The following is a 22,672-nucleotide window of genomic DNA, read 5'->3' as shown; positions in this document are numbered from 1 at the left end:
ATGAATACAGAAGGAACGGTCCGGCTCGCGGTCGATATCGGAGGAACCTTTACCGACGTTGTCTTGGACGTCGGCAACAGACGCCGAACCCGAAAAATTCTCACCACGCCCGCGCGCCCCGAAGAGGCCGTGCTTGATGGTATGCGCTTGATTCTTCGAGACGCGGATCTTCGCATCTGCGACATCGACGTGTTCGTGCACGGAACTACGCTCGCCACAAATGCAATCATCGAACGCCGTGGCGCGCGCACAGCCCTCATCGCGACCGAGGGTTTCCGCGATATTCTCGATATCGGCACCGAGAGCCGCTACGACCAATATGATCTATCCATCGAGAAGCCCAGATCCTTGGTGGGCCGAGCGCGGCGTTTCACCGTGCCGGAGCGCGTGGACGTCCACGGCAACATCCGCCTCCCGCTCGATGAGGGCGCCGTACGAGCACTTGCTCCGGTCCTCCGCCAATCAGGTATCGAGAGCGTCGCGGTCGCCTTTCTCCATTCTTACGCCAATTCCGACCACGAACGGCGCACTGCCGCCGTGCTCAGGGAAGAGTTGCCGGATTTATGGATAACGCTTTCTTCCGAAGTCTGTCCCGAGGTGCGAGAATACGAGCGCACCTCTACGACAGTCGCCAATGCCTACGTTCAGCCGCTGATGGATGGCTATCTCGGGCGGATGGCGCAAGGTCTTGAAGCCGAGCAGTTCTGCGGCGCTATCTATCTCGTGACGTCTGGCGGCGGACTTACTTCCATCGATACCGCGCGGCGCTTCCCGGTTCGCCTTGTCGAGTCCGGGCCCGCCGGTGGCGCCATCTTCGCTGCGCAGACGGCGGCCAGACTGGGAGAGCAGAAGGTGCTCTCATTTGATATGGGTGGCACCACTGCCAAGATTTGTCTGATTGAGAAATTTGAACCGCACTCGTCCCGTGTGTTCGAGGTAGACCGCGCGGCCCGCTTCCTGAAAGGTTCCGGGCTGCCGCTGCGCATTCCCGTCATAGAGATGGTAGAGATCGGGGCAGGTGGCGGTTCGATCGCGCATGTCGACGCCCTGAAACGCGTTACCGTGGGACCGGAGAGCGCATCGTCTGAGCCCGGTCCCGCCTGCTATGGCCGTGGTGGATGCCGCCCTGCCGTCACGGATGCCGATGTGGTCCTCGGCATGATTGATCCGGACACCTTCGCTGGCGGCAGTATTGCGTTGGCACCGGACCGCGCCCGTGAAGCGCTGGCGCGAGACGTTGGCGAACCCCTTGGGCTTTCGCCGGAACTCTCCGCGTATGCGGTACATGAAATGGTCTGCGAGAACATGGCTAGCGCAGCCAGGGTCCATGCTGTCGAGCGAGGCGCTGCCGTTGCCGAACACACCTTGATCGCATTCGGCGGTGCGGCACCACTCCATGCGGCGCGCGTAGCTGAGAAGATCGGCGTATCACGGGTTATCGTGCCACCCAACGCGGGTGTCGGTTCCGCGGTCGGCTTCCTCGCAACGCCGATTTCCTATGAACTTGTGCGCAGCCGACGCGTCTTGCTCGACGAATTCGATAGCCAGGCCGTCTCCGACTTGCTTTCCGAAATGGCGACGGAGGCGCGTGCCCTCGTCGAACACGGCGCGCAAGGTGCGCGTGTGGTTGAAAAGCGCTTGGCCTACATGCGCTATGTCGGCCAAGGGCACGAGATCACAATCGAACTGCCCGAAAGAGCTCTTACTGAGAACGATGTCCCCATGCTGCGGGCCGCATTCGAAGCCGGATATTCGACTTTGTTCGCGCGACCCATTCCGGGAGCCGCCATCGAAATCCTGACTTGGTCTGTCCTCGCGACGACGCCAATTGACCCGCCGCAACGCGCCGCTCCCGCGCAACGCAACGGGGCAGCGAAACCTACGGGTATACGCTCTTTCTTCGATGGTCGGTTGGGTCGGACAATCGAAGTGCCGCTTTATCGTCGAGACCGCATCGCGGCAGGTGCCGTCGTTGCCGGTCCGGCCGTGATCGCAGAGGACGAGACGTCAACTTTTGTTTCCGCCACCTTCGATGCGCACATTGACGGTGCGGGCTGTATCGTCATGGACCGCAAGGCTGCCTAGGAGAGTATGACATGAGCAAATCCAAGGAGGGCGCTGCCCTGATCGATCTGCAAATTATGTGGAACCGTCTGCTCGCAGTCGTCGAGGAGCAAGGCCAAGTTCTGATGCGTACCGCGTTTTCGCCTATCGTACGTGAATGCGGTGATCTGTCGGCCGGCGTGTTTGACCTCAAGGGTCGCATGCTCGCCCAGGCCTTGACGGGCACGCCAGGCCACGTGAACTCAATGGCCGAATCCGTGAAACACTTCATCGCTCACTTCCCGATCGAAAACATGAGGCCGGGAGACGCCTACATTACGAACGATCCCTGGCTCGGCACGGGCCACCTTAACGACTTTGTGGTGACGACCCCGTGTTTCAAGAACGGCAAGCTGGTCGCCTTGTTCTCCTGTACCAGCCATCTGATCGATATCGGCGGGATCGGCTACGGACCGGACGGCACCGATGTGTTCATGGAAGGCCTGTATATCCCGATGCTCAAGCTTATTGACCAGGGCGTTATTAACGAGACGCTGATGGCGATGATCCGAGCCAATACACGCCTGCCTGTCGACACGGAGGGCGACACCTATTCACTTGCTGCGTGCAATGACGTCGGAGCAAAGCGGCTCGTCGAAATGATGGACGAGTTCGGTATCGACACTCTCGATACCTTGGCCGACCACATATGTGATCGTTCGCGCGAGGCAGTGCTTGCCGAAATCGCCAAGTTACCAAAGGGTACCTGGCGCAATACGATGGTGGTCGATGGCTACGAAGCGCCGGTGACCTTCGAAGCCGCCGTCACGGTTTCGGACACAGGAATTCATGTGGACTTCAGTGGCTCCTCATCCGCGTCGAGGTTCGGTATTAACGTCCCGTTGGCCTATGCCACTGCTTATTCCGTGTTTGCGCTCGCCTGCGCCATCGCTCCTAACATTCCCAATAATGCGGGATCACTTGGTCCGCTTACAGTGTGGGCTCCCCCAGGCTCGATTCTTAACGCGCAGAAGCCGATGCCGGTCGCCACCCGCCACGTGCTCGGCATGATGTTGCCGGATGTGGTTTTCGGTTGTCTGCGGCAAGTGATTCCGGAGCGCGTGCCGGCGGAAGGGGCCTCATGCGTCTGGCTCCTCACCCTGCGGGGTAGAACCCATGGCACTTCCGGGAACTACGGCTTCTCTATTTCCGCGACCAATAACGGCGGCACCGGGGCCCGCGCCGACAAGGATGGACTTTCGGCAACTGCTTATCCAAGTGGTGTGCAAGGCACGCCGGTCGAGATTACCGAAGCAGCTACGCCGCTGATCTTCTGGCGAAAGGAATTGCTGCCGGATTCAGGTGGCGCCAGGCGTACGCGGGGTGGTCTCGGACAGGTAATTGAGGTGGAGAGTGGCATCGGCGAGCCGTTCCAGATCCTCGCCGCGTTCGACAGGATCGAGCATCCCGCGAGGGGCCGCGATGGCGGGCTCGACGGCCGCGCAGGATATATCGGCCTGAAATCCGGTGTTCGGCTCAACGGCAAGGGATTCCAAGTCATTCCGCCAGGCGAACGTCTTGTCGTCAACACGCCCGGTGGTGGTGGTATCGGCCCGGCGTCTGCGCGCGACCGGACCAGGGTCCAACAGGACATTGCGGACGAATTGGTGTCGGTTGAAGCAGCCTTTGTGCATTATGCCTACGAGGCCCACGCAAGCTAACGACCCCGGCACCCAGACGATTCGCGCGGTGACTACTCTCGGCCCTTCAGGGTCGAGAGTAGTCACCGGCATCAGCGTCTCCTGCTCCCTTTGCACCGGGGCAAACCAATCTCCGGCGACGGCCGAGATGGTGACGTTCTTGACCTTGCCGGCGGTCGGCCGGTGCGTGACGCAAGAGCCATTGCGGGATCCGGTGACGACGCGCTTTGTTGGCGGCGTTGTGGCGCGACGGCTTGGACGAAAGTTGCCCGACCTGACGGCGAGACAATCGCGATAGTTCGGTAAAACGTCAGTTGGCTGCAAATTCAACACCGTAACCGGATAGCCGAAAACGGGGCCCCGACGGGGGTGGGTCGAAGAGGTGATGGGCCCAAGCCGAGGTCCGGCGTCCACCGGATACACCGCTGCAAGCAGGGACGGTTGACAAGCAGCTCCGGCCACCCTAATCACTCAGCTAACCAATTAATTAATCGCTTAATTAAGGTTCCATTGTGAGCCCTATGGGAAGAGTGCACGCCTGATGTTGGCCAACCAGCGATCGCTGTGTCCCCGCTTGAGTTCATGGTTCCTTGAACCCCAGCCTCAAAGAGGCCGAGAACGGCTTTGTCCAGTAAGGCCGCATTCTTTGCCGCGCACACCGCACGGCGTCGGCATGATCATCACGAGCTGCATTCCGCCGAATGTCGAGGCAAGCGGCCACGGCGTCGAACCGCAGATCCCGCAAAAGGCTGTACGGCACCGTGTGATCACGGATGCGGTGCACGCGTCCCTGTCAGATCCTGCATTTGGGTCCGCTCGCACGTACGCCAGAGTGTATCGCACCCTCAGCAATCGACTCCAAGCGTGCGATCACTCAGGTGATGAGTCTGGCCGCAGTGATCTGATGCTTTACGGCGAGCGACCGCAGCGAGGAGTGCGTTGCTCAAAGCGGATGGATTCGTCGCCCCACGAAAATACGATTGGGTTGGGAGCGTAAGCGATGGGACGTCGACCTGAGATACTGCAAGAGGGGCCCCCGGCCGACGTGGAAAACAGAGGCGTGATACAAGTCGTATCGCGCGCATTCAACATCTTGCGCTGCTTCGAGGATCAAAACATGCGCCTCGGCAATCGGGAAATTGCCGACCGCTGTGGCCTTCCTCGATCGACGGTGTCTCGTCTCACGTTAACCCTGATCCAGATCGGCCAATTGGTCTATCTGCCGCAAGAGCAAAAATATGCTCTGGGCCCCCGTGCCATCGCGCTCAGCGCCTCTTTGATAGCTGCGACAGGGCGGCCTGTGCCAGAGCAACAGCTTCATTAAGAGCGCGCGCGTCCATGTGGCGGGAGATCAGCTCGCGGGTTTTGAATACTTCGAAGATCAGTGCAACGAAGTTGTCGCGCCTGACATGACCAAAATGGAATGGCTTAGTCAGAACCATCATCACTGCTCGGTGTGACAAGAACGTTCGAAACGAAGGGAAAAATATGTCTGAAGCATACATCATCGACGCTGTTCGCACGCCACGGGGCATCGGCAAGCCGGGCAAGGGGGCGCTGTCGCACCTGCATCCGCAGCATTTGGCCGCAACCGTGCTCAAAGCGCTCAAGGAGCGCAACAAGCTCGATACGTCGACCGTAGATGACATCGTCTGGTCGACTTCGACCCAGGAAGGCAAGCAGGGCGGCGATCTCGGACGCATGTCGGCGCTCGCGGCCGGCTACGACATCAATGCCAGCGGCACAACGTTGGATCGCTTCTGCGGCGGCGGCATCACGTCGGTGAACCTCGCGGCGGCCTCGGTGATGTCGGGGATGGAGGACTGCGTCATCGCCGGTGGTACCGAGATGATGAGCTATCAACAGACGCTCGCGGCAGAGCGCTCCAAAGCGGGGCAGCCGGCGCGGATGATGGGTTCGGACAATCCGGCGCTCGACGCCATTCACCCGCAGTCTCACCAGGGCGTGTGTGGCGACGCCATTGCCACGCGCGAGGGGATCAGCCGGGAGGCCTGCGACGCCTTGGCACTGGTCAGCCAGCAGCGCGCCAAGCTGGCCATCGATGAAGGCCGGTTCGCCAAGTCGGTGATCCCCGTCCTCAACGATGACGGCAGCACCGCCCTCGATCGCGAGGAATTTCCGCGCCCCGAGACCACCGCCGATGGACTTGCCTCGCTGAAGCCCAGCTTCGAGCAGCTTGCCGATTTCGATCTCGGCAACGGCGTGACCTTCAAGAAGCAGATTCAGCGCCGCTACCCGGGCCTCGACTGGAAGGGCGTGCATCATGCCGGCAACAGCTCGGGCGTGGTGGACGGCGCTGCCGCGGTTCTGATCACCTCAAAGGAATATGCCGAGAAGCACGGGCTCAAGCCGCGCGGCCGGATCGTGGCCTATGCCAATCAGGGTGACGACCCGACGCTGATGCTGAACGCTCCCGTTCCAGCGGCCAAGAAGGTTCTCGCCAAGGCCGGCCTGACCAAGGACGACATTGACGTCTGGGAGATCAACGAGGCCTTCGCGGTCGTCGCCGAGAAATTCATCCGCGACCTCGAGCTGGACCGTGAGAAGGTCAACATCAATGGCGGCTCCATCGCGCTCGGCCATCCCATCGGCGCGACCGGATCAATCCTGATCGGCACGGCGCTCGACGAGCTTGAGCGCAGCGGTGGACGGTACGGTCTCGTCACTATGTGCGCCGCCGGCGGAATGGCGCCGGCCATCATCATCGAACGCATCTAACCGGAAAAAGGATACTGAAATGAAACTCGATTCATCAGTCGTCGCGGTCGTCACCGGCGGCGCATCCGGCCTCGGCGCAGCCACCTCGCGGGCACTCGCTGCGCAAGGCGTGAAAGTCGCCATCTTCGACTTCAACGAAGAGAGAGGTGAAGCTGTCGCCAAGGAAATCGGCGGCGTGTTCTGCAAGGTCGATGTCACTTCCGACGAGCAGGTCGATGCGGCCTTCGCAAAGGCCCGCACGGCGCACGGCCAGGAGCGCATCCTGGTGAACTGCGCCGGCACCGGCAACGCCGTGAAGACCGCCGGGCGGGATAAGAACACCGGCCAACCCACCCATTTCCCGCTGGACGCCTTCAACCGCATCATTCAGATCAACCTCGTCGGCACCTTCCGCTGCATCGCCAAGTCAGCCCAGGGCATGCTGTCGCTGACACCGCTGGCGGACGGTGAGCGCGGTGCGATCGTCAACACCGCCTCGGTCGCGGCCGAGGACGGCCAGATGGGGCAGGCGGCCTATTCGGCCTCGAAGGCCGGCGTCGTAGGCATGACCCTACCAATCGCGCGTGACCTGATGGCCGAGGGCATCCGCGTCAACACCATCCTGCCGGGTATCTTCAACACGCCGCTGCTGCAGGGCGCTCCGGAGAACGTCAAGGCCGCCCTCAGCGCTTCGGTGCCGTTCCCGAAGCGTCTTGGCCTGCCGGAGGAATATGCGCAGCTGGCGCTGACCATGATCACCAATGGCTACTTCAACGGTGAAGACGTCCGCCTCGATGGTGCGATCCGCATGGCTCCGCGCTAGGCAATTGCGCACGGCAACAGGAGACGAAAACGATGTCCGAAGACACTCCCGTCCTCACTGAAGTCCGCGGCCCCATACTGATCATCACCCTGAACAGGCCGGAAGCCAAGAACGCGGCCAACCTCGCCCTCTCCAAGGGCGTGGCCGCCGCGATCGATCGGCTCGACACCGACGATGCCCTGAGCGTCGGTATCATCACCGGCGCCGGTGGCACGTTTTGCTCGGGCATGGACCTCAAGGGGTTCCTGAAAGGCGAACGGCCGTCGATCCCCGGTCGCGGCTTCGCTGGCCTTACCGAGGCGCCACCGAGGAAGCCGCTGATTGCGGCCGTGGACGGCTTCGCGCTCGCCGGCGGGATGGAAATCGCGTTGTCGTGCGACATGATTGTCGCGAACCGCAATGCCAAGTTCGGGATCCCTGAGGTGAAGCGCGGGCTAGCCGCCGCGGCCGGCGGACTGATCCGTATGCCGCGCCAGATGCCATTCCGTGTGGCCATGGAATTTGCGTTGACGGGCGAGTTCTTTGGCGCGGACCGCGCCTACGAACTCGGCATCATCAACCGCGTGACGGATGGCTCCTCCCTCGACGCCGCGCTTGAGCTTGCGGCGGCGATCGGCGCCAACGGCCCGCTCGCCGTGAGGGCATCCAAGCAGGTGATCGTCGAATCCCGGTTCTGGCCGGAAGACCAGATGTGGAGGAAGCAGCAGGAGATCGTTGCCCACGTCTTCGCATCCGATGATGCCCGCGAGGGTGCGGCCGCCTTTGCAGAGAAGCGCGCGCCGAACTGGAAGGGCAAGTAAGGTATCGATTGCTTCGATCGCTGAGGACACTTCGCCTATACTTGGTCACGAACACGAGATGGACGTGCAAGGCCGTCATCTGGAGTCCAAGTTACTTTGCCGCCTCCTGCGGAGGGGCGCTGATTGCCATCGTACGACAGTATATCGAGAACCAGCCGCGCGCCTCGACCCGGCCCTGAAGGGTCGGGTCGAGGCGCGCAAGAGGGTCAAGCCGGTTTTGTGGAAGGTCTTGGCTAATCAGATTACTGTGTGAATGAGCTCCAGCTCTTCGCATTATCCGCGGTTGGAGCGCTCCGGGCGCGGCCATTCGCCATCAAAGCGTCGAAGCTTGGCGTTATTCGCCCGCATCCGAGGCTTACACTTTCGGAATCCGGAGACCGCCATCTCGGCGGCATTGCGGTGCGACGGCTCGGCCGACGCCAGCAAGACGGGCTCATTGCCGGCCGGTCAGCGTCGGCGAGACGAAGCGAGATAGTTCGGAAAACGTCGGTTGGCTTCGAATCCAACACCGAAATCCGGATAGCCGAATAAACATCAGGTCAGCACTGGCTGGGAAGCAATCCGGTGGTCTTGAATAGGGAACGGCATTGGCGCCCGGTGTGGCGAACAGATATTGGAAAGCTCCAAACTCGGAGGCAAAGGTGGATTCTGAATTTTCGACAAATCAGCAAGGGCTGCAGCAGGCAATCGCGCTGATGGGCGCGCCAGGCGACTATTGCGACCCCGGCCTGGGGACTGATCTGCCGGAGGACGGGATCGGAGCTAGGCAGGCCCTCGATGCTCTTGCCCCTCTCGTCCTCGCCGGCGCCAGCCGGCTTGGCGCGGACACCACCTTTGCCCACATGGATCCCCCAACGCCTTGGGTGACATGGGCCGCCGCGCTCTGGAATGTGTCGCTCAACCAGAATCTCCTCCATCCCGCAACCGCCCCCGTTGCTCGCGATATCGAGCAGCGTGTGATCGCGTGGCTCGCGCCCTATTTCGGTATGTCGGGCGGGCATATGACGTCAGGTTCTACGCTCGCCAACATCACGGCCTTATGGGCGGCGCGAGAGCGCACCCGGATCACCGAAGTCGTCGCGGGAGAAGGCGCGCATCTGTCCATAGCCAAAGCCGCTCATCTCTTGGGCTTGCGCTACCGAACCCTCCCATCAACGGCGTCGGGCGCGATAAATGCAGATGTACCGATCGGTGATCTGCGAGATGCTGCTTTGGTTCTCACGGCAGGGACAACCAGCACCGGCGCGATCGACCCGCTGGACCTGGCAGGTCGAGCGGCGTGGACCCATGTTGACGCAGCCTGGGCCGGTCCTTTGCGCCTGACCACAGCCTTCGCCGATCGGCTCCAAGGTCTGGAGCGCGCCGATTCTGTCGCGGTTTCCGCGCACAAATGGTTGTTCCAACCGAAGGAAGCCGGTCTGATTTTCTTTCGGGACGTCGAGGCATCTCACGCAGCGATCAGCTTCGGCGGCGCTTATCTCGCAGCCCCGAATATCGGCATTCAAGGATCGCATGGCGCCGCGGCGGTCCCGCTGCTTGCGACGCTGATGGCCTGGGGTCGGTCAGGGCTGGCGAGCCGCATCGAATATTGCGTGGCCTTGGCCGCCCGTCTGGCCGAATTCATCGCAGGGAACGAGAAACTCGAACTCCGCGGGCAACCAGAGACGGGGGTCGTCGTATGGCGACCCCGCTCGCCGGTCGACACATTGGAGTTTCACGCGCGACTGCCCAACGGGTTCGCGTCCGTGACCTTCCTGGACAATACGCCATGGCTGCGTAACGTCGCGGCAAACCCCAACGCCGACATCGATAGGCTGGCGGACGCGATAAATGGTGCGCTTGGGTCGACCGGATGAGCGCGCCGGCCGACGATATCGGTCACAGCGATTTGCTTGGGCGATAAAAATTCTCGAATAGGCATCCGATTTCGAGCGCACTTATCTTGGCCGTCGCAATATATTCTAACGTTGGCGCTGTGGCACACCCTTGGACAATGCGCGTAGGCCCGAGCCTTGGGGGCACCGGAATCGAGACTGGTCTCGCCAGCTCCGGCATTCTTCAAACACAATCCGGCGGGTCCAGCGATGAGCAAGGCGTATCTTCAATCCATCTACCGATACCCGGTGAAAGGGTTCGCCGGACGGCGCCTTTCCGGCGCATCCTTATTGCCCGGTGAAGGACTTCCGTTCGATCGTTTCATGGGTGTCACGAATGGATCGGCCGCGATTTCGACGACTGGCTGGTCCCCCTGCCAGGGCTTCGTCCGAATGACGAAGAACGAGGGGCTGCCGCTATTCGGGATCGACTTCCAGGACGATACGCAATCGCTCGTCGTTACTTCTCCACATGGCCGAACGATCGCCGTCGACCTGGCGAGTGCGCTTTCTGTCGAGCACGCAAACACCGAGATCGCCTCGTGGTTTCCCGCAACTGGAGCGCACCCGCCTCAATTGTCACGTCGGCACCGCGATCTCGGCTGGTGGGACTATGACGACGCTGCAATCTCGATCATCAACGTCGAAACGATTGCTGACCTCTCCCGCAAGGCCGGGCGCGAGGTCGACCCTTTGCGGTTTCGGGCCAATTTCTACGTTGCGGGGCTTGCCGCATGGTCTGAGTGGAAGCTGATCGGGCGGCGCGTTCGCATAGGCGACGCGGAATTGGAGGTGATCCGCCCGATCGATCGCTGCAAGGCGACGTCAGTCAATCCGACGACGGGCGAAGTTGATATCAACATGCCGGCGCTCCTTGCCCTGCAGGAGGGGCACATTTTCTGCGGCATGTACGCGCGTGTTGTGAAGTCGGGCCGAGTCCGCGCCGGCGATGCCATCCTCGATCTGGGGTCGGCCGTCGACGCGATTGTCACGGGCGCTGCCAATCCAAATCCGCCGGCGCCTCATGACTGGCCACGCTATGCCGAGGTCGTCAAGCGTGTGGACGAGAGTGCTTCCACCGTTTCCCTTTGGATGAAGGATCCGATCGCAGCGGTGCGGGCGCATCCGAAGCCGGGGCAGCACATTCGCGTGCATTTCGCGGCGGAGGGCAGAGAGCCTGCCTGGCGCTCCTATACGATCTCCGGGGTCGAGAACGACCTTCTGCGCATCAGCGTCAAGAACGAGGGCAGGCCGCAGGGTGTCTCTAGCTATATCCACGACACGGCCACTGTGGGCGGCCATGTGCTGATCTCCGGCCCCTTCGGGCGCTTCCATCTCGCTGAGGACGCGTCGCCGCTGGTGCTGGTCAGCGCCGGCATTGGCATCACGCCCATGACGGCAATTCTTCGCGCCCTTGCCGAAAGCGGCGATGTGGAGCGCAAGGTGGACGTCCTGCACAGCGCTCGCGGGCCCGATGATCTTGCGCTCTGGGATGAGCTTCGCCGTCTCGCCGATGGTCTGCCCAATGTGCGCTGTCGGCTCTACCTGAGCCGCGCGGAGAGCCCGGCTCCTCCGGACGCGCACGCCGGGCGAATCGGGGCCGAGGCGTTCGACGGAATGGCCTTGGAGGACACGGAGATTTTCATTTGCGGTCCTCAGCCGTTCATGAACGACATACAGGTATTTGCGCAAGGCGCCGGCGCGCGGGTGGCAGCGATCCACAGCGAGCGCTTCGCCTCGCCCGCGGGGACTAAACTCGAGCGCAGGCCCGCACCCTTTCCGGGACCGCTTACCGTCCGATTCGAAGGCGCCGAGGCCGAGGCGAGTTGGTCGATCGAAAAAGGCACGCTGCTCGAACTGGCCGAGGATGCGGGGCTTGCGCTGCCGGCCAACTGCCGCGCCGGCGTCTGCGGAGCATGCCGGCAGACGGTCAGGCAGGGCACGGTGTTTCATCTGACCGAACCGCCATTTCCCTTGGCGCCGCAAGAAGTGCTGACGTGCTGCGCGGTACCGACGAGCGATCTCGTCATCGGCGGCTAAAGGCGCCGCGCTGGCGGGATTCCGCATCCAGCGCTAGCGGAAGGGTCTTATCGGCGCCAGCGAGCGTTGCGTCCGCGTAAAAGCCGAGTGAGAAAAAATCTCATTTTATGGCTGAGAATAGCGCAAACTTCTCGCTCTAGATGCAATAGATTCTCTCTTGCCGGAGAAAAGACGGTCGCTGTCGTCGGATGTATCCACAAGGAATGACGTGGCTCTTGGCATACCCATTGTTGATACCCAGGAGCCAACCGTCATGCATTGGCGCTCGAAACTCGTTCATCCCACCGCTCAAGCCCCCTCGGGATTTCGTTCGCTGGTGACGCCGACCTATCGTGGCTCGACAGTTGTGTTCGAGCGGCAGGCCGATGCGGCCGACGATTGGCGGCAGAGCGAGGTCGGCTATACCTACGGCCTCTATGGCAGTCCCACAGTGCTGGAGCTTGGAGCGCGCGTCGCGGAGATCGAGGGTGCGCGCCACAGTTTCGTCGTGCCTGGTGGTCAGGCCGCAATCGCGCTGATCTATTTTGCATTCTGCAAGGCTGGCAGCCATGCGCTTGTACCGGTCACGGCCTACGGCCCGAACCGCGAACTCGCGGACGGTCTTCTCAGTGGTCTCAACATCGAGGTCGAGGCCTATGACCCGTTGATTGGTGCAGAGATATCCAGCCTCATCCGCGAGAACACCGCACTGATTTGGACCGAAAGCCCGGGATCCGTGACGATGGAGGTGCAGGACGTGCCGGCCATTGTGAAAGCGGCCCATGCGCGTGGCGCGCCGGTGGCGCTCGATAACACCTATGCGGCAGGTGTGCTCTTCGATGCCTTTGCGCATGGCGTCGACGTCAGCATGCAGGCGCTGACCAAATATGTCGGAGGTCATAGCGACCTCCTGCTCGGCACGGTGTCGGTCGGAACGCAGAAGGCTTACGAAGCGGTTGGTCCCGCGTCGAAGCAGCTCGGCATGGCCGTCTCTCCCGACGATGCGAGCCTTGCCTTGCGCGGCCTGCAAACGCTCGGCGTGCGGCTGGAGCGGCTCGAAGCATCGACGCTCCAGGTCGCCCGTTGGCTGGCGGAGCAGCCGGACATCGAGGCGGTATTCCATCCGGCGCTGCCTTCGTGCCCGGGCCACAAGTTGTGGCAGCGTGATTTCACGGGATCGGCCAGTGTGTTCTCGATCCTGTTCGGCCGGGAGATTGACCCCAGCCAGGTCGAAGCCTTCGTCGATAATTTGAAGCTCTTCAAAATCGGCTTTAGTTGGGGCGGCGTTACCGCCTTGGCGATCCTCTATCCCAAACTCGACCGGCCCGGGAAGGACTACGGCGGGCGCCTCGTGCGGCTTAACGTCGGCCTGGAAGAGCCGTGCGATCTCATCGCGGATCTTGAGCAAGCCCTCGGCCGAATCCAGCAGCGCGACGAAGTCGCCGCCTAACTCTCATCCAGGACCGTCGCGCCGACCCGTGACGTCACATTTTCCCGAGGCAACAGCAACGGGCGCTGCCCGCTGTCGCCTAACGCTCGTTTTTTTGCCGCGCTGGCTAAGGCCAGCGCGTATCGATGGAAAGATACAATGACAAACACGCAGTATTGGCGCGGGATCGTCGAAATGATTGCCGCGCAATTGATCTTCGGAACCGCCGGTTGGCTCGTCGTCGCGTCCGGTGTGCCTGTGCTCGACGTTATTTTCTGGCGTTGCCTGCTCGGGGCGATCACGCTTCTCGTCGCCTGCTGGGCGTTGGGATTGTTGCGCCGAGGTGCGATCTCGCTGCGCCAGGCCGGTATCGCCGCGCTCGCTGGCGTCGTCCTAACAACGGGCTGGCTGTTGTTGTTCGGATCCTTATCGCGAGCGTCGATTTCGATTGCAACCGCTGTCTACCACACCCAGCCCTTTATTCTGGTTGGCCTCGGGGCCCTACTATTCAAAGAAAAAGTCACGTTCGGCCACATGGCGTGGCTGGTCATCGCATTCGTCGGCATGATTTTGATCGTTCAAGGCAAGCCCGGCGGCGACAAGGGCGGCTCCGACTATCTGACCGGTGTTTTAATGTCCTTCGGTGCGGCCTTCTGCTACGCCCTGGTCGCGATCCTGACGATGAAATTGAAAGGGGTTCGTCCCCACCTGATCGCGCTCATTCAGATCACGATCGGGGCGGTGGTGCTCCTGCCGTTCGCCAATTTCGCCAATCCACCGGCAAGCGCGCATGCCTGGACGCTGATCGCGATCTTCGGCGTTGTGGGCACCGGGGTGGTCTACGTGCTCCTCTATAGCGCTTATCAGAAGCTCCAGACGCATGTCATCGGCGCGCTTTCGTTCATCTACCCGGTCGCGGCAATTGTGGTCGACTACATCGCCCTTAATCACCGCCTTCAGCCGCTGCAACTAGTTGGGACTGCAGCGATCCTTCTCGCTGCCTCCGGCATGACGGTTGTCCCGCATATCCTAAAGGGGCTCGGGAAGGAGCCGGCAGAGGAGCCCGCCTCATCGTGAGCGGCGCTCCATCGGCTTAATCCCGGGCGAAGCAATCTAGAAAGTGATAATGGTGACCACATCGACCGTATCCGCATCATCATCGTCCAGCGGCCACCGTAGGGCTCTGCCGGCCCTCGTCCTCGGCGGGGCAGCCATTGGTTGCTCGCCCATCTTCGTCCGTGTCTCCGAAGTGAGCGCCGTCTCGACGGCCTTCTGGCGGCTGGCCCTGGCGCTCATTCCGCTGCTGGTATTGTTCAGCCGTGCCAAGGCGAGCGACACGTCCACGAAGATACCACGTCGGCTGGGCGAATATGTCACCGTGACGCTGCCGGGCGTGTTCCTCGCGGCCGAACTTGCGACCTGGCACATTTCGCTTCACATGACTTCTGTCGCGAACTCGACCTTGCTCGTAAATATGACGCCGATATTCGTGACGTTGTTCAGTTGGCTGGTGCTACGTCAGAAAATAGGCACCACTTTTCTGACCGGGCTCGCCCTGTCAATCGTCGGCATCGTTGTTTTGAAAGGCGGGCCGGCCGCAATCGGGGGCGGAGATTTTAGAGGGGACGCGGTGGCTTTGTCGGCGGCAGCTCTTTATGCCGGCTACATCCTGTTGCTTGGTCGCGCGCGGGAAATCTACGCGACGACCACGATCATGCTTTGGAGCACGACCTCCGCGGCGCTGTGCACGCTGGCGCTCGCCTTGGTCGTCGATCCCACGATCGTGCCGTGGACACTCGCCGGCTGGGTCATCGTGCTTGGTCTTGCCTGGATTAGTCACGCAGGTGGCCAGAGCCTGATTACCTATGCGCTCGCTTGGCTGCCGGCGACGTTCTCATCGCTTACACTTCTGATCCAGCCGGTGGTGGCCGCCATTCTGGCGTGGGCCCTCCTAGCGGAGCCCTTATCGACTGGTCAAATCATTGGAGGAATAGTCGTCATTGCCGGCATCTTTTTGGCGCGGTTGGGTTAGAAAAACGCGGAGCAGACTAGCTCCCCCAAACTGCAAAAAACTGCATGGCGACAAACTCGCACAAATGTGCAAATTTATAATTGTACACATGTGCAACTTGCGCTATTGACGTAGATGGCATGGTAGTGCGCGATGTTTGTCGCGCCCGGCCCGCCTCAATGCCTATTCGCAGCTTGTCCTATAGTTCACGTATGGGAGGCTTGTGTTGGCTGATCGCGTATCGGGGCGCTCCCTTCTGCTTGCCTCCCTAGGTGTCGCGTTCTGTGCTCAGGCTCAATCGGCTGACACTCAGCGGAAGCACGATGTCGGTGTCGGCGATGCCGAAATTAAGCTCGGCAATATCGTGCCCTATAGCGGTCCCGCTTCCGCCTTCGCCAGCGTTGGAAAAGTGCAGGCCGCCTTCTTCCGTATGTTTAACGAATAGGGAGGAATAAACGGGCGCAGGATCAAGTACATTTCGTATGACGACGGATACAATCCAGCCAAGACGGTGGAGCAGGCGCGTAAGCTCGTCGAGAATGACGAAATGTTGGCTATGTTCGCGGTCCTGGGAACAGCTCCGAACGGCGCAACCCAGAAATATCTAAACGCGAGGAAGGTGCCCCATCTCTTCCTCGTCAGCGGCGCAACGCGATGGAATGATCCGAAGCATTTTCCCTGGACCATCGGATATCTGCCCAGTTACCGGGCCGAAGCGAGCATCTACGCAAAATACATTCTAAGTCTGCGGCCGAATGGCGAGATCGCAGTGCTCTACCGAAACAACGACCTCGGGAAAGACTATCTAAGGGGGCTGCACGACGGTCTTGACGGACGAGTCTCCATGGTCGTCGCCGAAGAACCTTACGAGGTAACCCAGCCGACGATTGAGCATCGCCAAGATGAAGTCGTTAGGTGCAGATATCTTCGTCAATTGTTCAACACCGAAGTTTGCGGCGCAGGCGATCAAGAAGGCCTCTGAGCTAAACTGGAGCCCCTCCAATTCGTGTCCAACGTTAGCATCTCAATGGCGCCAATGTGATCCGGCCCGCGGGACTCGAAAATGCGCAAGGTGTCATTTCTGCTGCCTACGTGAAGGACCCAACCGAGCCAAGGTGGGACAGCGATCCGGGAATGATGGCTTATCATCAATTCCTCGCCAAATATCTGCCCGAGGTGAGCCGGGGCGACAGCTCCGCAATGACCGGTTACAACATCGGCCTGACGATGGCGGAGGTCTTGTGCCGTTGTGGTGATGAAATGACCCGCGACAATCTGATGAAGCAGGCTGCAAGCTTAAGAAATCTTGAGCAGGGCAGCCTGCTGCCGGGAATCAAGGTCAATACCGGCCCCGATGGCCATGCCCCTATCGAACAGCTGCAGCTGATGCGGTTCGAAGGTGAACACTGGAGCCTCTTCGGTGAGGTGCTCAGCGGCGAGTTTCAGCGATAACCGGCGTTGCGCTATTTCTTCGCAATCGAAGTGGAAGGCAGGCAAGTATGCTCGAGGATATCAAGGTCGACCGGCAGGATGGTTGGATCGAGGTTGCGATTAATCGACCCGGCAAATTGAACGCGATACGCGAGCAAACCGCGTCGGAAAGTCTCGATGTCATGAATCAAGTCGAGAACGCGGCTGAACTCCGTGGTCCGATCATTACGGGCAGCGAGAAGGCCTTCTGCACCGGCGTCGATACCAGCGAGCAAAAGAACGAGCCTGACCGGGCGTTCGAGCTGTGGCGGCGACGTAAGCGCTCGCGCAAAGTCAACCAGCCCTTTCGCGTGCTGCCGGAATTCACTAAGTCTGTGATCGCCGCGGTCGAAGGCTACGCGCTGGGCGGCGGCTTCGAAATAGCGTTGCTCTGCGATTCATCACCGCGGGTGAGACTGCGCAATTCGGCCTACCGGAGGCGAAACTCGGTCTGATGCCGGGAGGAGCTGGCACCCAGACATTGCCGCGCGTCGTAGGCAAGCCTCTGGCCAAGGACCTGATCTGGACCGGCCGTCGACAAAAGGCGGAGGAGGCGCGCCAGCTCCGCATCGTCAACCATGTAGTTGCCAAGGGGCAGGCGGTCGAGAAGGCGCGTGAATTGCTGCGCGCTATCGGCGAGCAGGGGCGCAGTCGATAATGCTCACCAAGGCTGCGATCGAACGCGGCTACGACACCAGCTTGTCCGAGAGAATGTCTTTGGAGGCGGATGCATTCTTCGCGCTAAGCTTCTCGTAGGACCGTAACGAAGGATTGGCCGCGTTTCGCGAGAAGCGAGCACCGCAGTTCAAAGGAAACTGAGCAGGGCAGAAATCATGGGAAAACGCGACATCGCAATTGTCGGCTACGGCGAAACCAAGGTCGAACTGCGTAGCGGGCGCAGCTCCTACGATTTGGCGGGTGAGGTCTTCGAGCAGATTCTCGATTCCACTGGCGTCGCCAAGAGCGAGATCGACGGCATCTGCGTCTCTGAGACCATGAGCGAGACGTCGAACCCGTTCTGGCCGGTGTTCATGGCTGAAATGCTCGGCCTAGTTCCGACCTGGACACAGGTGAACGGACTTGGCGGAGCTTCGACGATTGCTGGCATCGCGCGCGCAGCCTCGGCAATCCGCGACGGTCTGTGCAAGATCGTGCTGGTGCTGGCTTCCGATGCGCAATCGAGCTATCCGCCGACTGAGCAAGGAGTGCAACGGTGGGAATTTCAGTATCAAACTGGACTGCGCGGGCCGATCGGTGTGTTCGGATTGTTCAGCCAACGGTATCGCCTGCAATACGGCTTGAAGGACGAGGCGCATGCCAAACTCGCCGTGACGCAGCGCAACCACGCGCTGATGAGTCCTAACGCTTGTGCAAAGCTGAAGACGCCGATCACCGAACAGGAGTATCTGAAGTCCAAGTATGTGTCCGAGCCGTTGAGGATGCTTGACAGCGTTATGGTCTGCGACGGCGCCAGCGGCGTGCTCGTGACATCGGCTGAGAATGCGAAGCGTCTCGGCATGAAGAAGATGGTATATCCGACCGGCTACGGCGAGATTACAAACTTCAACGGTGACAAGGCGGTCTCCGACATTACCGAGACCGGCTTCTCGGTGGCAGGTCCCAAGGCGTTGCGGCAGGCAGGGTTGGCGCCGAAGGACATCAAACTCTTCACCCCATACGACGACTTCCTGATCGCGATCCTGATCCAGCTGGAGCAAATCGGGTTTTGCGGTCGCGGCGAGGGTTCGAACTTCATTCTGAACACTGATATGACCTACAAGGGCACTCTGCCCCTGGACACTAGTGGAGGTCGAATCTCCGCCGGCCAGCCTGGTCTTGCTGGCGGTGGCATCAATCTGGTGGAGGCTGTACGTCAGTTTGTTTGGCGAGGCCGGCGGACGTCAGGTCGAGAACGTGAGTAATGCGATGGTTACCGGCATCGGGGTCATTCCATATGCGCGCAACTGGGGCGTATCCAACGTCATGATCCTGGAGAAGTGACATGCGCGAGGCAAAGAAAACACCAAGGCCGCTCCCGCGCCCGGACATCTACATGAATACCAGTCCGTTCTGGGAGGCGGCCAAGCAGCGCAGGCTCATGCTGCAGTATTGCAAGGATAGTAATCGCTACCAATGGTTTCCCCGCCCAGTTAGCATCTACTCGGGTAAGCGCAACCTCGAATGGCGCGAGGCTTCGGGCAAAGGCATCCTTTACACATGGACCAATACGCTGGTGCCATGGCCGGACCATGAGGACCGAGTACCTTACGTCTGTGCCTTGGTCGACCTCCAAGAGGGCGTTCGGATGCTCGTCAATTTGATCAACTGCGATGCGTCGAAATTTCGGGAGGGCCTCCCCGTGCGGCTTGCCTGGGAAAAGCTCAGCGATGATTTCAACGTACCCGTGTTTGAGCCCACGTGACTGCGGTCTGCAAATGTCCGCTGACAAGCGCAAATTCGCATGTAAGATGCACCGTAGAGGCAGACACACGGATTCGGCTTGGCACGCACTAAAAAGAGACCTTCGCTCGGCAGCGAGGAATCCTCCCGTCCGAAGACGCTGCAACGGCGCAAGGAGTTGCTTGGGGTCGTCTACGAGGCGGTGTCGGAATCGGGCGTCGATGGCATCACCATGCGACAGATTGCGGAAGCTGCCGGCATCAGCACGGGAACGATCAACTACCATTTCAAGAACAAGCATAATCTCCTAATCCTCGCGCTCGAGGCCGCCTACGAGCTGCCGGAGGACTGGAAGGTCTATGAGGGCTCGCCGTTTTCGCAGCTGCAGCAGCTGGCGATGGGATACGTATTCCGATCGTCGCGTGACCGGTTCTGGCGCTTCTGGATCAACTATACCGCCCACAGCACGCGGGACGAAGAGATGCGTCAGCATCAGAATACCCGGTACGAGCGGCAGCTGCGGTTTTGGGGCGAACTCCTGAAAAAGGCCGTTTTGTCCGGCGAAGTTAATCCTGATATTGATCCCGAAGCCGAGGCGAACGAACTCCTGCTGATCGCCCAAGGCCTTGTGATCCGCCAGATCCAGTCACCAACTCTCACCACCCGCGCGGAGGCGAGAGCGATCCTGACGGGCCGCTTCGAACGCCTCGCCGCCAAGAGCGCACGAAAACCGGCTCGATCTCCAGCGACTGGCCATTAACGCCCGATTCTCGCAAATCGGTCCAGTCTCGCGCGGTCCTCCGCACGAGAACGCATAGCTGTCTTCTCAAACAACAAAAATCGCACACTTGTGCGATACAGGAAAATATGCGCACATCTGTGCGCAATTTTGCTTCCGAGACAATTGCGCGCCACCGATGCGCCGCCGAAGCTTGGAAAATGGGTGGACAAGTGATTGCGAGAGCTTCTCGTCGAGAGCTGGATGGTCATCGCGACGCGATGAGCGGGGGCGATGCAACGTCCTTGTTGGAGAGGCTTCCTGATCGGTTCAGTCAGGTCGTGTACGGCAGGGCTTTGAGAGATCCATACGGCTTGGCTTTGCGCTCTGGAACGCGGTCCTTGAGTTACGGCCAGTTATGGCACGCTACGCAGGATGCCGTCGCGAAACTACAAGCCTTGGACGTCCGTGCCGGAGATCGCGTTCTTCTCGTCGCAGAGAACGGGCTTCAAATTGTGCCGCTCGTGCTGGCATCAACAAACTCGACGCCTGGGCTGTGCCGGTCAACGCGCGAATGTCAGTTCGCGAAGTCGGAACCATTCGTCTCTTCAGCACTTGCCGGCGTGCATTTTACTGCATCCACGATTCTGAGGCTGCAATTTTACACGCCTCGGCCGACGATATTGACCGAGATATTTCAATATTGGGTCGCGTCGCCGTCAGCAAACTCGACAAGACGACAAAAGCTGAACCCGTATTTCCCGACAAGACCCGGCAGACCGCCGTTTTGGTCTTCATCTCAGGGACAACCGGCGGACCGAAGGGCGTCATGGTCAGCCATCAGGCATTACTGTACACGGGCGCCAACATGGCTGAGCTACGCAAAGTCACCAGTGACGATGCGTTTTACAACGCATCACCGCTCAGTCACGCAATCGGCTTGGGTACAGTCCTGATGACAGCATTCTGGGCTGGCGCCAGTGTCGAGTTGGTAACGCGATTTACACCGCAACATTTCGTCGAGGCTCTGAGGGATGAGCGCATCACTGCGGTCACGGCGGTTCCAACCCTGTTCTCCCGCATTCTAGAATATGCGGATCGGGAGCGGTTGTCCCTTCGTTCGCGTAGGCCGCCTTTCGTAGCCACTGCTTGCGCTCCCCTCAATCTGGCACTCAAAGCGCAGGTCGAAGAGGCGTTCGGTGTCGGAATGGGCAATTCCCATGGTATGACCGAATGCAATCCCATTGCCCGATCAGCAGGGCGCGTCGAGACGAACGAGGTTGGCGAGCTCCAGCCGGGCGTCGTAGTTCGGCTCCTTGGCGAGGACGGCAACGATGTCTCTGCTGAAGAAAAGGGAGAGCTTTGGGTAAGAAGTCCTTCCCTCATGCTCGGGTACTACCGTAACGAGGTCGCGGCGCAGGCAGCCTTGCGGGAAGGCGGCTGGCTCGCTACCGGCGATATCGCGCGGATTGGTCCAGACGGTCAGCTCTTTATCATCGGCCGCCTGAGGGATCTCATCATCTGTAGTGGCTTCAACGTTTATCCTGCGGAAGTCGGGTCGATAACCTCTCAGTATCCTGGAATTGCGCAGGCGGCGGTAGTTGGCCACGAGGTGTCCGGCAATGAAGAGGTGGTTGCCCTTGTGCAGCCTAAGAGGGCACGTCTCGTTTACAAGGGCAGCGGTGAGATCGGCGGGCTCGTTGCAGGAGTGGGTCAGCGTATCCTTGGTGGCGTTTCAAAACATTTGATCTGGCGTTTCTTCGTTGCGCTGCGAAAGGAATTCGAAGCACCGATCAGCGGAAAGACGGAGTAGGGGCATTGAAAGACTCTCACCGAGTTGAAGTCGAAGCGGGTGTGGCACTCGAGGTCGAAGCTGCACCACCATCCGAAAATCCCGTCCTCGTCCTGAGCAATTCTCTTGGGGCGAACCTGGGGATGTGGGATGAAGTCATTGCGGGTATGTCAGCCGACGTGCGTATCCTCCGGTATGACAGCCGAGGGCACGGGAAGTCCGATTTGGGTGGGAGGCCGCCTACGATCGAGGAGCTCGGCTGCGACGTTATCGACATTCTGGACGCATTCGAGATTCCACGCGCCGTGTTTTGTGGTGTATCTCTCGGTGGTCTCACTGGGCAATGGCTCGGCGCGATGTTCCCCGAAAGGTTCGATGGGCTAATTCTTGCAAACACGGCGCCTAATTTCCCGCCGGCCAGTATGTGGCAGGACCGGGCGCGAACAGCACGAGACCGCGGCCTACAAGAATTGGTCGGCCCCACTATCGATCGGTGGTTCACCAAAGACTTTCAGGTCCGGCGTCCGGAAAGAGTGGCTGAGATTGCGGATGCGTTTATTGAGACGTCTGCGGAAGGCTATGCTCGTTGCTGCGACATCCTGGCAACGACAGATCTCATACAAATTCTGCCTAAGATCTCAATACCCGTCCGCGTGATCTGCGGCGAGTACGATCCCTCAACACCCCCAGTGCGCGCATCGGAGATTGTCGCCGCGATTCCAAACGCCGACCTGGTAACACTCGATTCCGCGCACATTTCCGCAATCGAAACCTGCGAGGGATTTTCTATCGCCGTACGCGAATTCATAGAGCGCGTTACAAGTGTGCCTCGCCAACCGCATCGGGAAAAACTCAATGGCCAAAGGAATTAGTGC

General features: G+C 60.4%; 17 protein-coding genes and 3 pseudogenes. 19 read left to right on the top strand and 1 reads right to left on the bottom strand.

Features of this window, described 5'->3' with window-relative positions:
• The 3 genes and pseudogenes from JQ616_RS28565 to JQ616_RS28555 all read left to right on the top strand — a co-directional run.
• Nucleotides 1–2,085 carry a hydantoinase/oxoprolinase family protein gene (locus JQ616_RS28565; RefSeq protein WP_212020392.1) on the top strand — a complete coding sequence of 695 codons (2,085 nt, stop codon included), beginning with the start codon at nt 1–3 and terminating at the stop codon, nt 2,083–2,085.
• A gap of 11 nt (nt 2,086–2,096) precedes the next feature.
• The gene (locus JQ616_RS28560) at nt 2,097–3,764 is read left to right on the top strand and encodes a hydantoinase B/oxoprolinase family protein (RefSeq protein WP_212020390.1); all 1,668 of its coding nucleotides are present in this window, start codon (nt 2,097–2,099) and stop codon (nt 3,762–3,764) included.
• Nucleotides 3,765–4,743: 979 nt separating this feature from the next.
• Nucleotides 4,744–5,022, top strand: a pseudogene (locus tag JQ616_RS28555) (helix-turn-helix domain-containing protein); the annotation flags it as partial.
• Here the strand turns inward: JQ616_RS28555 and JQ616_RS28550 are convergent.
• Nucleotides 5,009–5,188, bottom strand: coding sequence for a hypothetical protein (locus JQ616_RS28550; protein WP_212020943.1), 180 nt, complete (start codon nt 5,186–5,188; stop codon nt 5,009–5,011). The pseudogene JQ616_RS28555 and the gene JQ616_RS28550 sit on opposite strands and share 14 nt — an antisense overlap.
• A 43-nt stretch (nt 5,189–5,231) precedes the next feature.
• On the opposite strand from JQ616_RS28550, the gene JQ616_RS28545 reads away from it, so the two are divergent.
• The 16 genes and pseudogenes from JQ616_RS28545 to pcaD all read left to right on the top strand — a co-directional run bounded on the left by JQ616_RS28545 (nt 5,232) and on the right by pcaD (nt 22,669).
• Complete coding sequence (locus JQ616_RS28545) at nt 5,232–6,482, top strand: acetyl-CoA C-acetyltransferase (protein ID WP_212020386.1); 1,251 nt, start codon at nt 5,232–5,234, stop codon at nt 6,480–6,482.
• A 19-nt stretch (nt 6,483–6,501) separates the two neighbouring features.
• Nucleotides 6,502–7,284: an SDR family NAD(P)-dependent oxidoreductase gene (locus tag JQ616_RS28540; RefSeq protein WP_212020384.1), complete on the top strand. Its 783-nt coding sequence runs from the start codon at nt 6,502–6,504 to the stop codon at nt 7,282–7,284.
• A gap of 32 nt (nt 7,285–7,316) precedes the next feature.
• Complete coding sequence (locus JQ616_RS28535; RefSeq protein ID WP_212020382.1) at nt 7,317–8,084, top strand: crotonase/enoyl-CoA hydratase family protein; 768 nt, start codon at nt 7,317–7,319, stop codon at nt 8,082–8,084.
• An 8-nt stretch (nt 8,085–8,092) separates the two neighbouring features.
• On the top strand, nt 8,093–8,263 hold the full coding sequence (locus JQ616_RS39830) for a transposase (protein ID WP_349630053.1): 171 nt from the start codon (nt 8,093–8,095) through the stop codon (nt 8,261–8,263).
• Between the two features lie 462 nt (nt 8,264–8,725).
• Nucleotides 8,726–9,940 carry a pyridoxal phosphate-dependent decarboxylase family protein gene (locus JQ616_RS28525; RefSeq protein ID WP_212020380.1) on the top strand — a complete coding sequence of 405 codons (1,215 nt, stop codon included), beginning with the start codon at nt 8,726–8,728 and terminating at the stop codon, nt 9,938–9,940.
• Between the two features lie 228 nt (nt 9,941–10,168).
• Nucleotides 10,169–11,998, top strand: a complete 1,830-nt coding sequence (locus JQ616_RS28520; RefSeq protein ID WP_212020378.1) for an MOSC domain-containing protein — start codon at nt 10,169–10,171, stop codon at nt 11,996–11,998.
• 253 nt (nt 11,999–12,251) lie between these two features.
• On the top strand, nt 12,252–13,427 hold the full coding sequence (locus tag JQ616_RS28515) for a cystathionine beta-lyase (RefSeq protein ID WP_212020376.1): 1,176 nt from the start codon (nt 12,252–12,254) through the stop codon (nt 13,425–13,427).
• 138 nt (nt 13,428–13,565) lie between these two features.
• Nucleotides 13,566–14,483, top strand: coding sequence for a DMT family transporter (locus JQ616_RS28510; RefSeq protein WP_212020374.1), 918 nt, complete (start codon nt 13,566–13,568; stop codon nt 14,481–14,483).
• A 52-nt stretch (nt 14,484–14,535) separates the two neighbouring features.
• A complete protein-coding gene (locus JQ616_RS28505) occupies nt 14,536–15,438 on the top strand; it encodes a DMT family transporter (RefSeq protein ID WP_433996015.1) in 903 nt (300 codons plus the stop codon).
• A 205-nt stretch (nt 15,439–15,643) separates the two neighbouring features.
• Nucleotides 15,644–16,869, top strand: a pseudogene (locus JQ616_RS39920) (ABC transporter substrate-binding protein).
• A 47-nt stretch (nt 16,870–16,916) separates the two neighbouring features.
• Nucleotides 16,917–17,545: pseudogene (locus JQ616_RS28495) on the top strand (enoyl-CoA hydratase/isomerase family protein).
• Nucleotides 17,546–17,720: 175 nt separating this feature from the next.
• On the top strand, nt 17,721–18,809 hold the full coding sequence (locus JQ616_RS28490) for a thiolase family protein (RefSeq protein ID WP_249137380.1): 1,089 nt from the start codon (nt 17,721–17,723) through the stop codon (nt 18,807–18,809).
• A gap of 80 nt (nt 18,810–18,889) precedes the next feature.
• Nucleotides 18,890–19,309, top strand: coding sequence for a Zn-ribbon domain-containing OB-fold protein (locus JQ616_RS28485; RefSeq protein ID WP_212020370.1), 420 nt, complete (start codon nt 18,890–18,892; stop codon nt 19,307–19,309).
• Between the two features lie 78 nt (nt 19,310–19,387).
• Nucleotides 19,388–20,047, top strand: coding sequence for a TetR/AcrR family transcriptional regulator (locus tag JQ616_RS28480; RefSeq protein WP_212020368.1), 660 nt, complete (start codon nt 19,388–19,390; stop codon nt 20,045–20,047).
• Nucleotides 20,048–20,423: 376 nt separating this feature from the next.
• Complete coding sequence (locus JQ616_RS28475) at nt 20,424–21,818, top strand: AMP-binding protein (RefSeq protein WP_283812678.1); 1,395 nt, start codon at nt 20,424–20,426, stop codon at nt 21,816–21,818.
• A gap of 5 nt (nt 21,819–21,823) precedes the next feature.
• Entirely contained in the window at nt 21,824–22,669 is an 846-nt protein-coding gene (gene pcaD / locus JQ616_RS28470; RefSeq protein ID WP_212020364.1) for a 3-oxoadipate enol-lactonase, read from the top strand.
• The last annotated feature ends 3 nt before the right edge of the window (nt 22,670–22,672 follow it).

The organism is Bradyrhizobium tropiciagri, from assembly GCF_018130545.1.
Lineage (GTDB): Bacteria > Pseudomonadota > Alphaproteobacteria > Rhizobiales > Xanthobacteraceae > Bradyrhizobium > Bradyrhizobium tropiciagri_A.
This window is presented reverse-complemented; position numbering and strand designations above follow the sequence as displayed.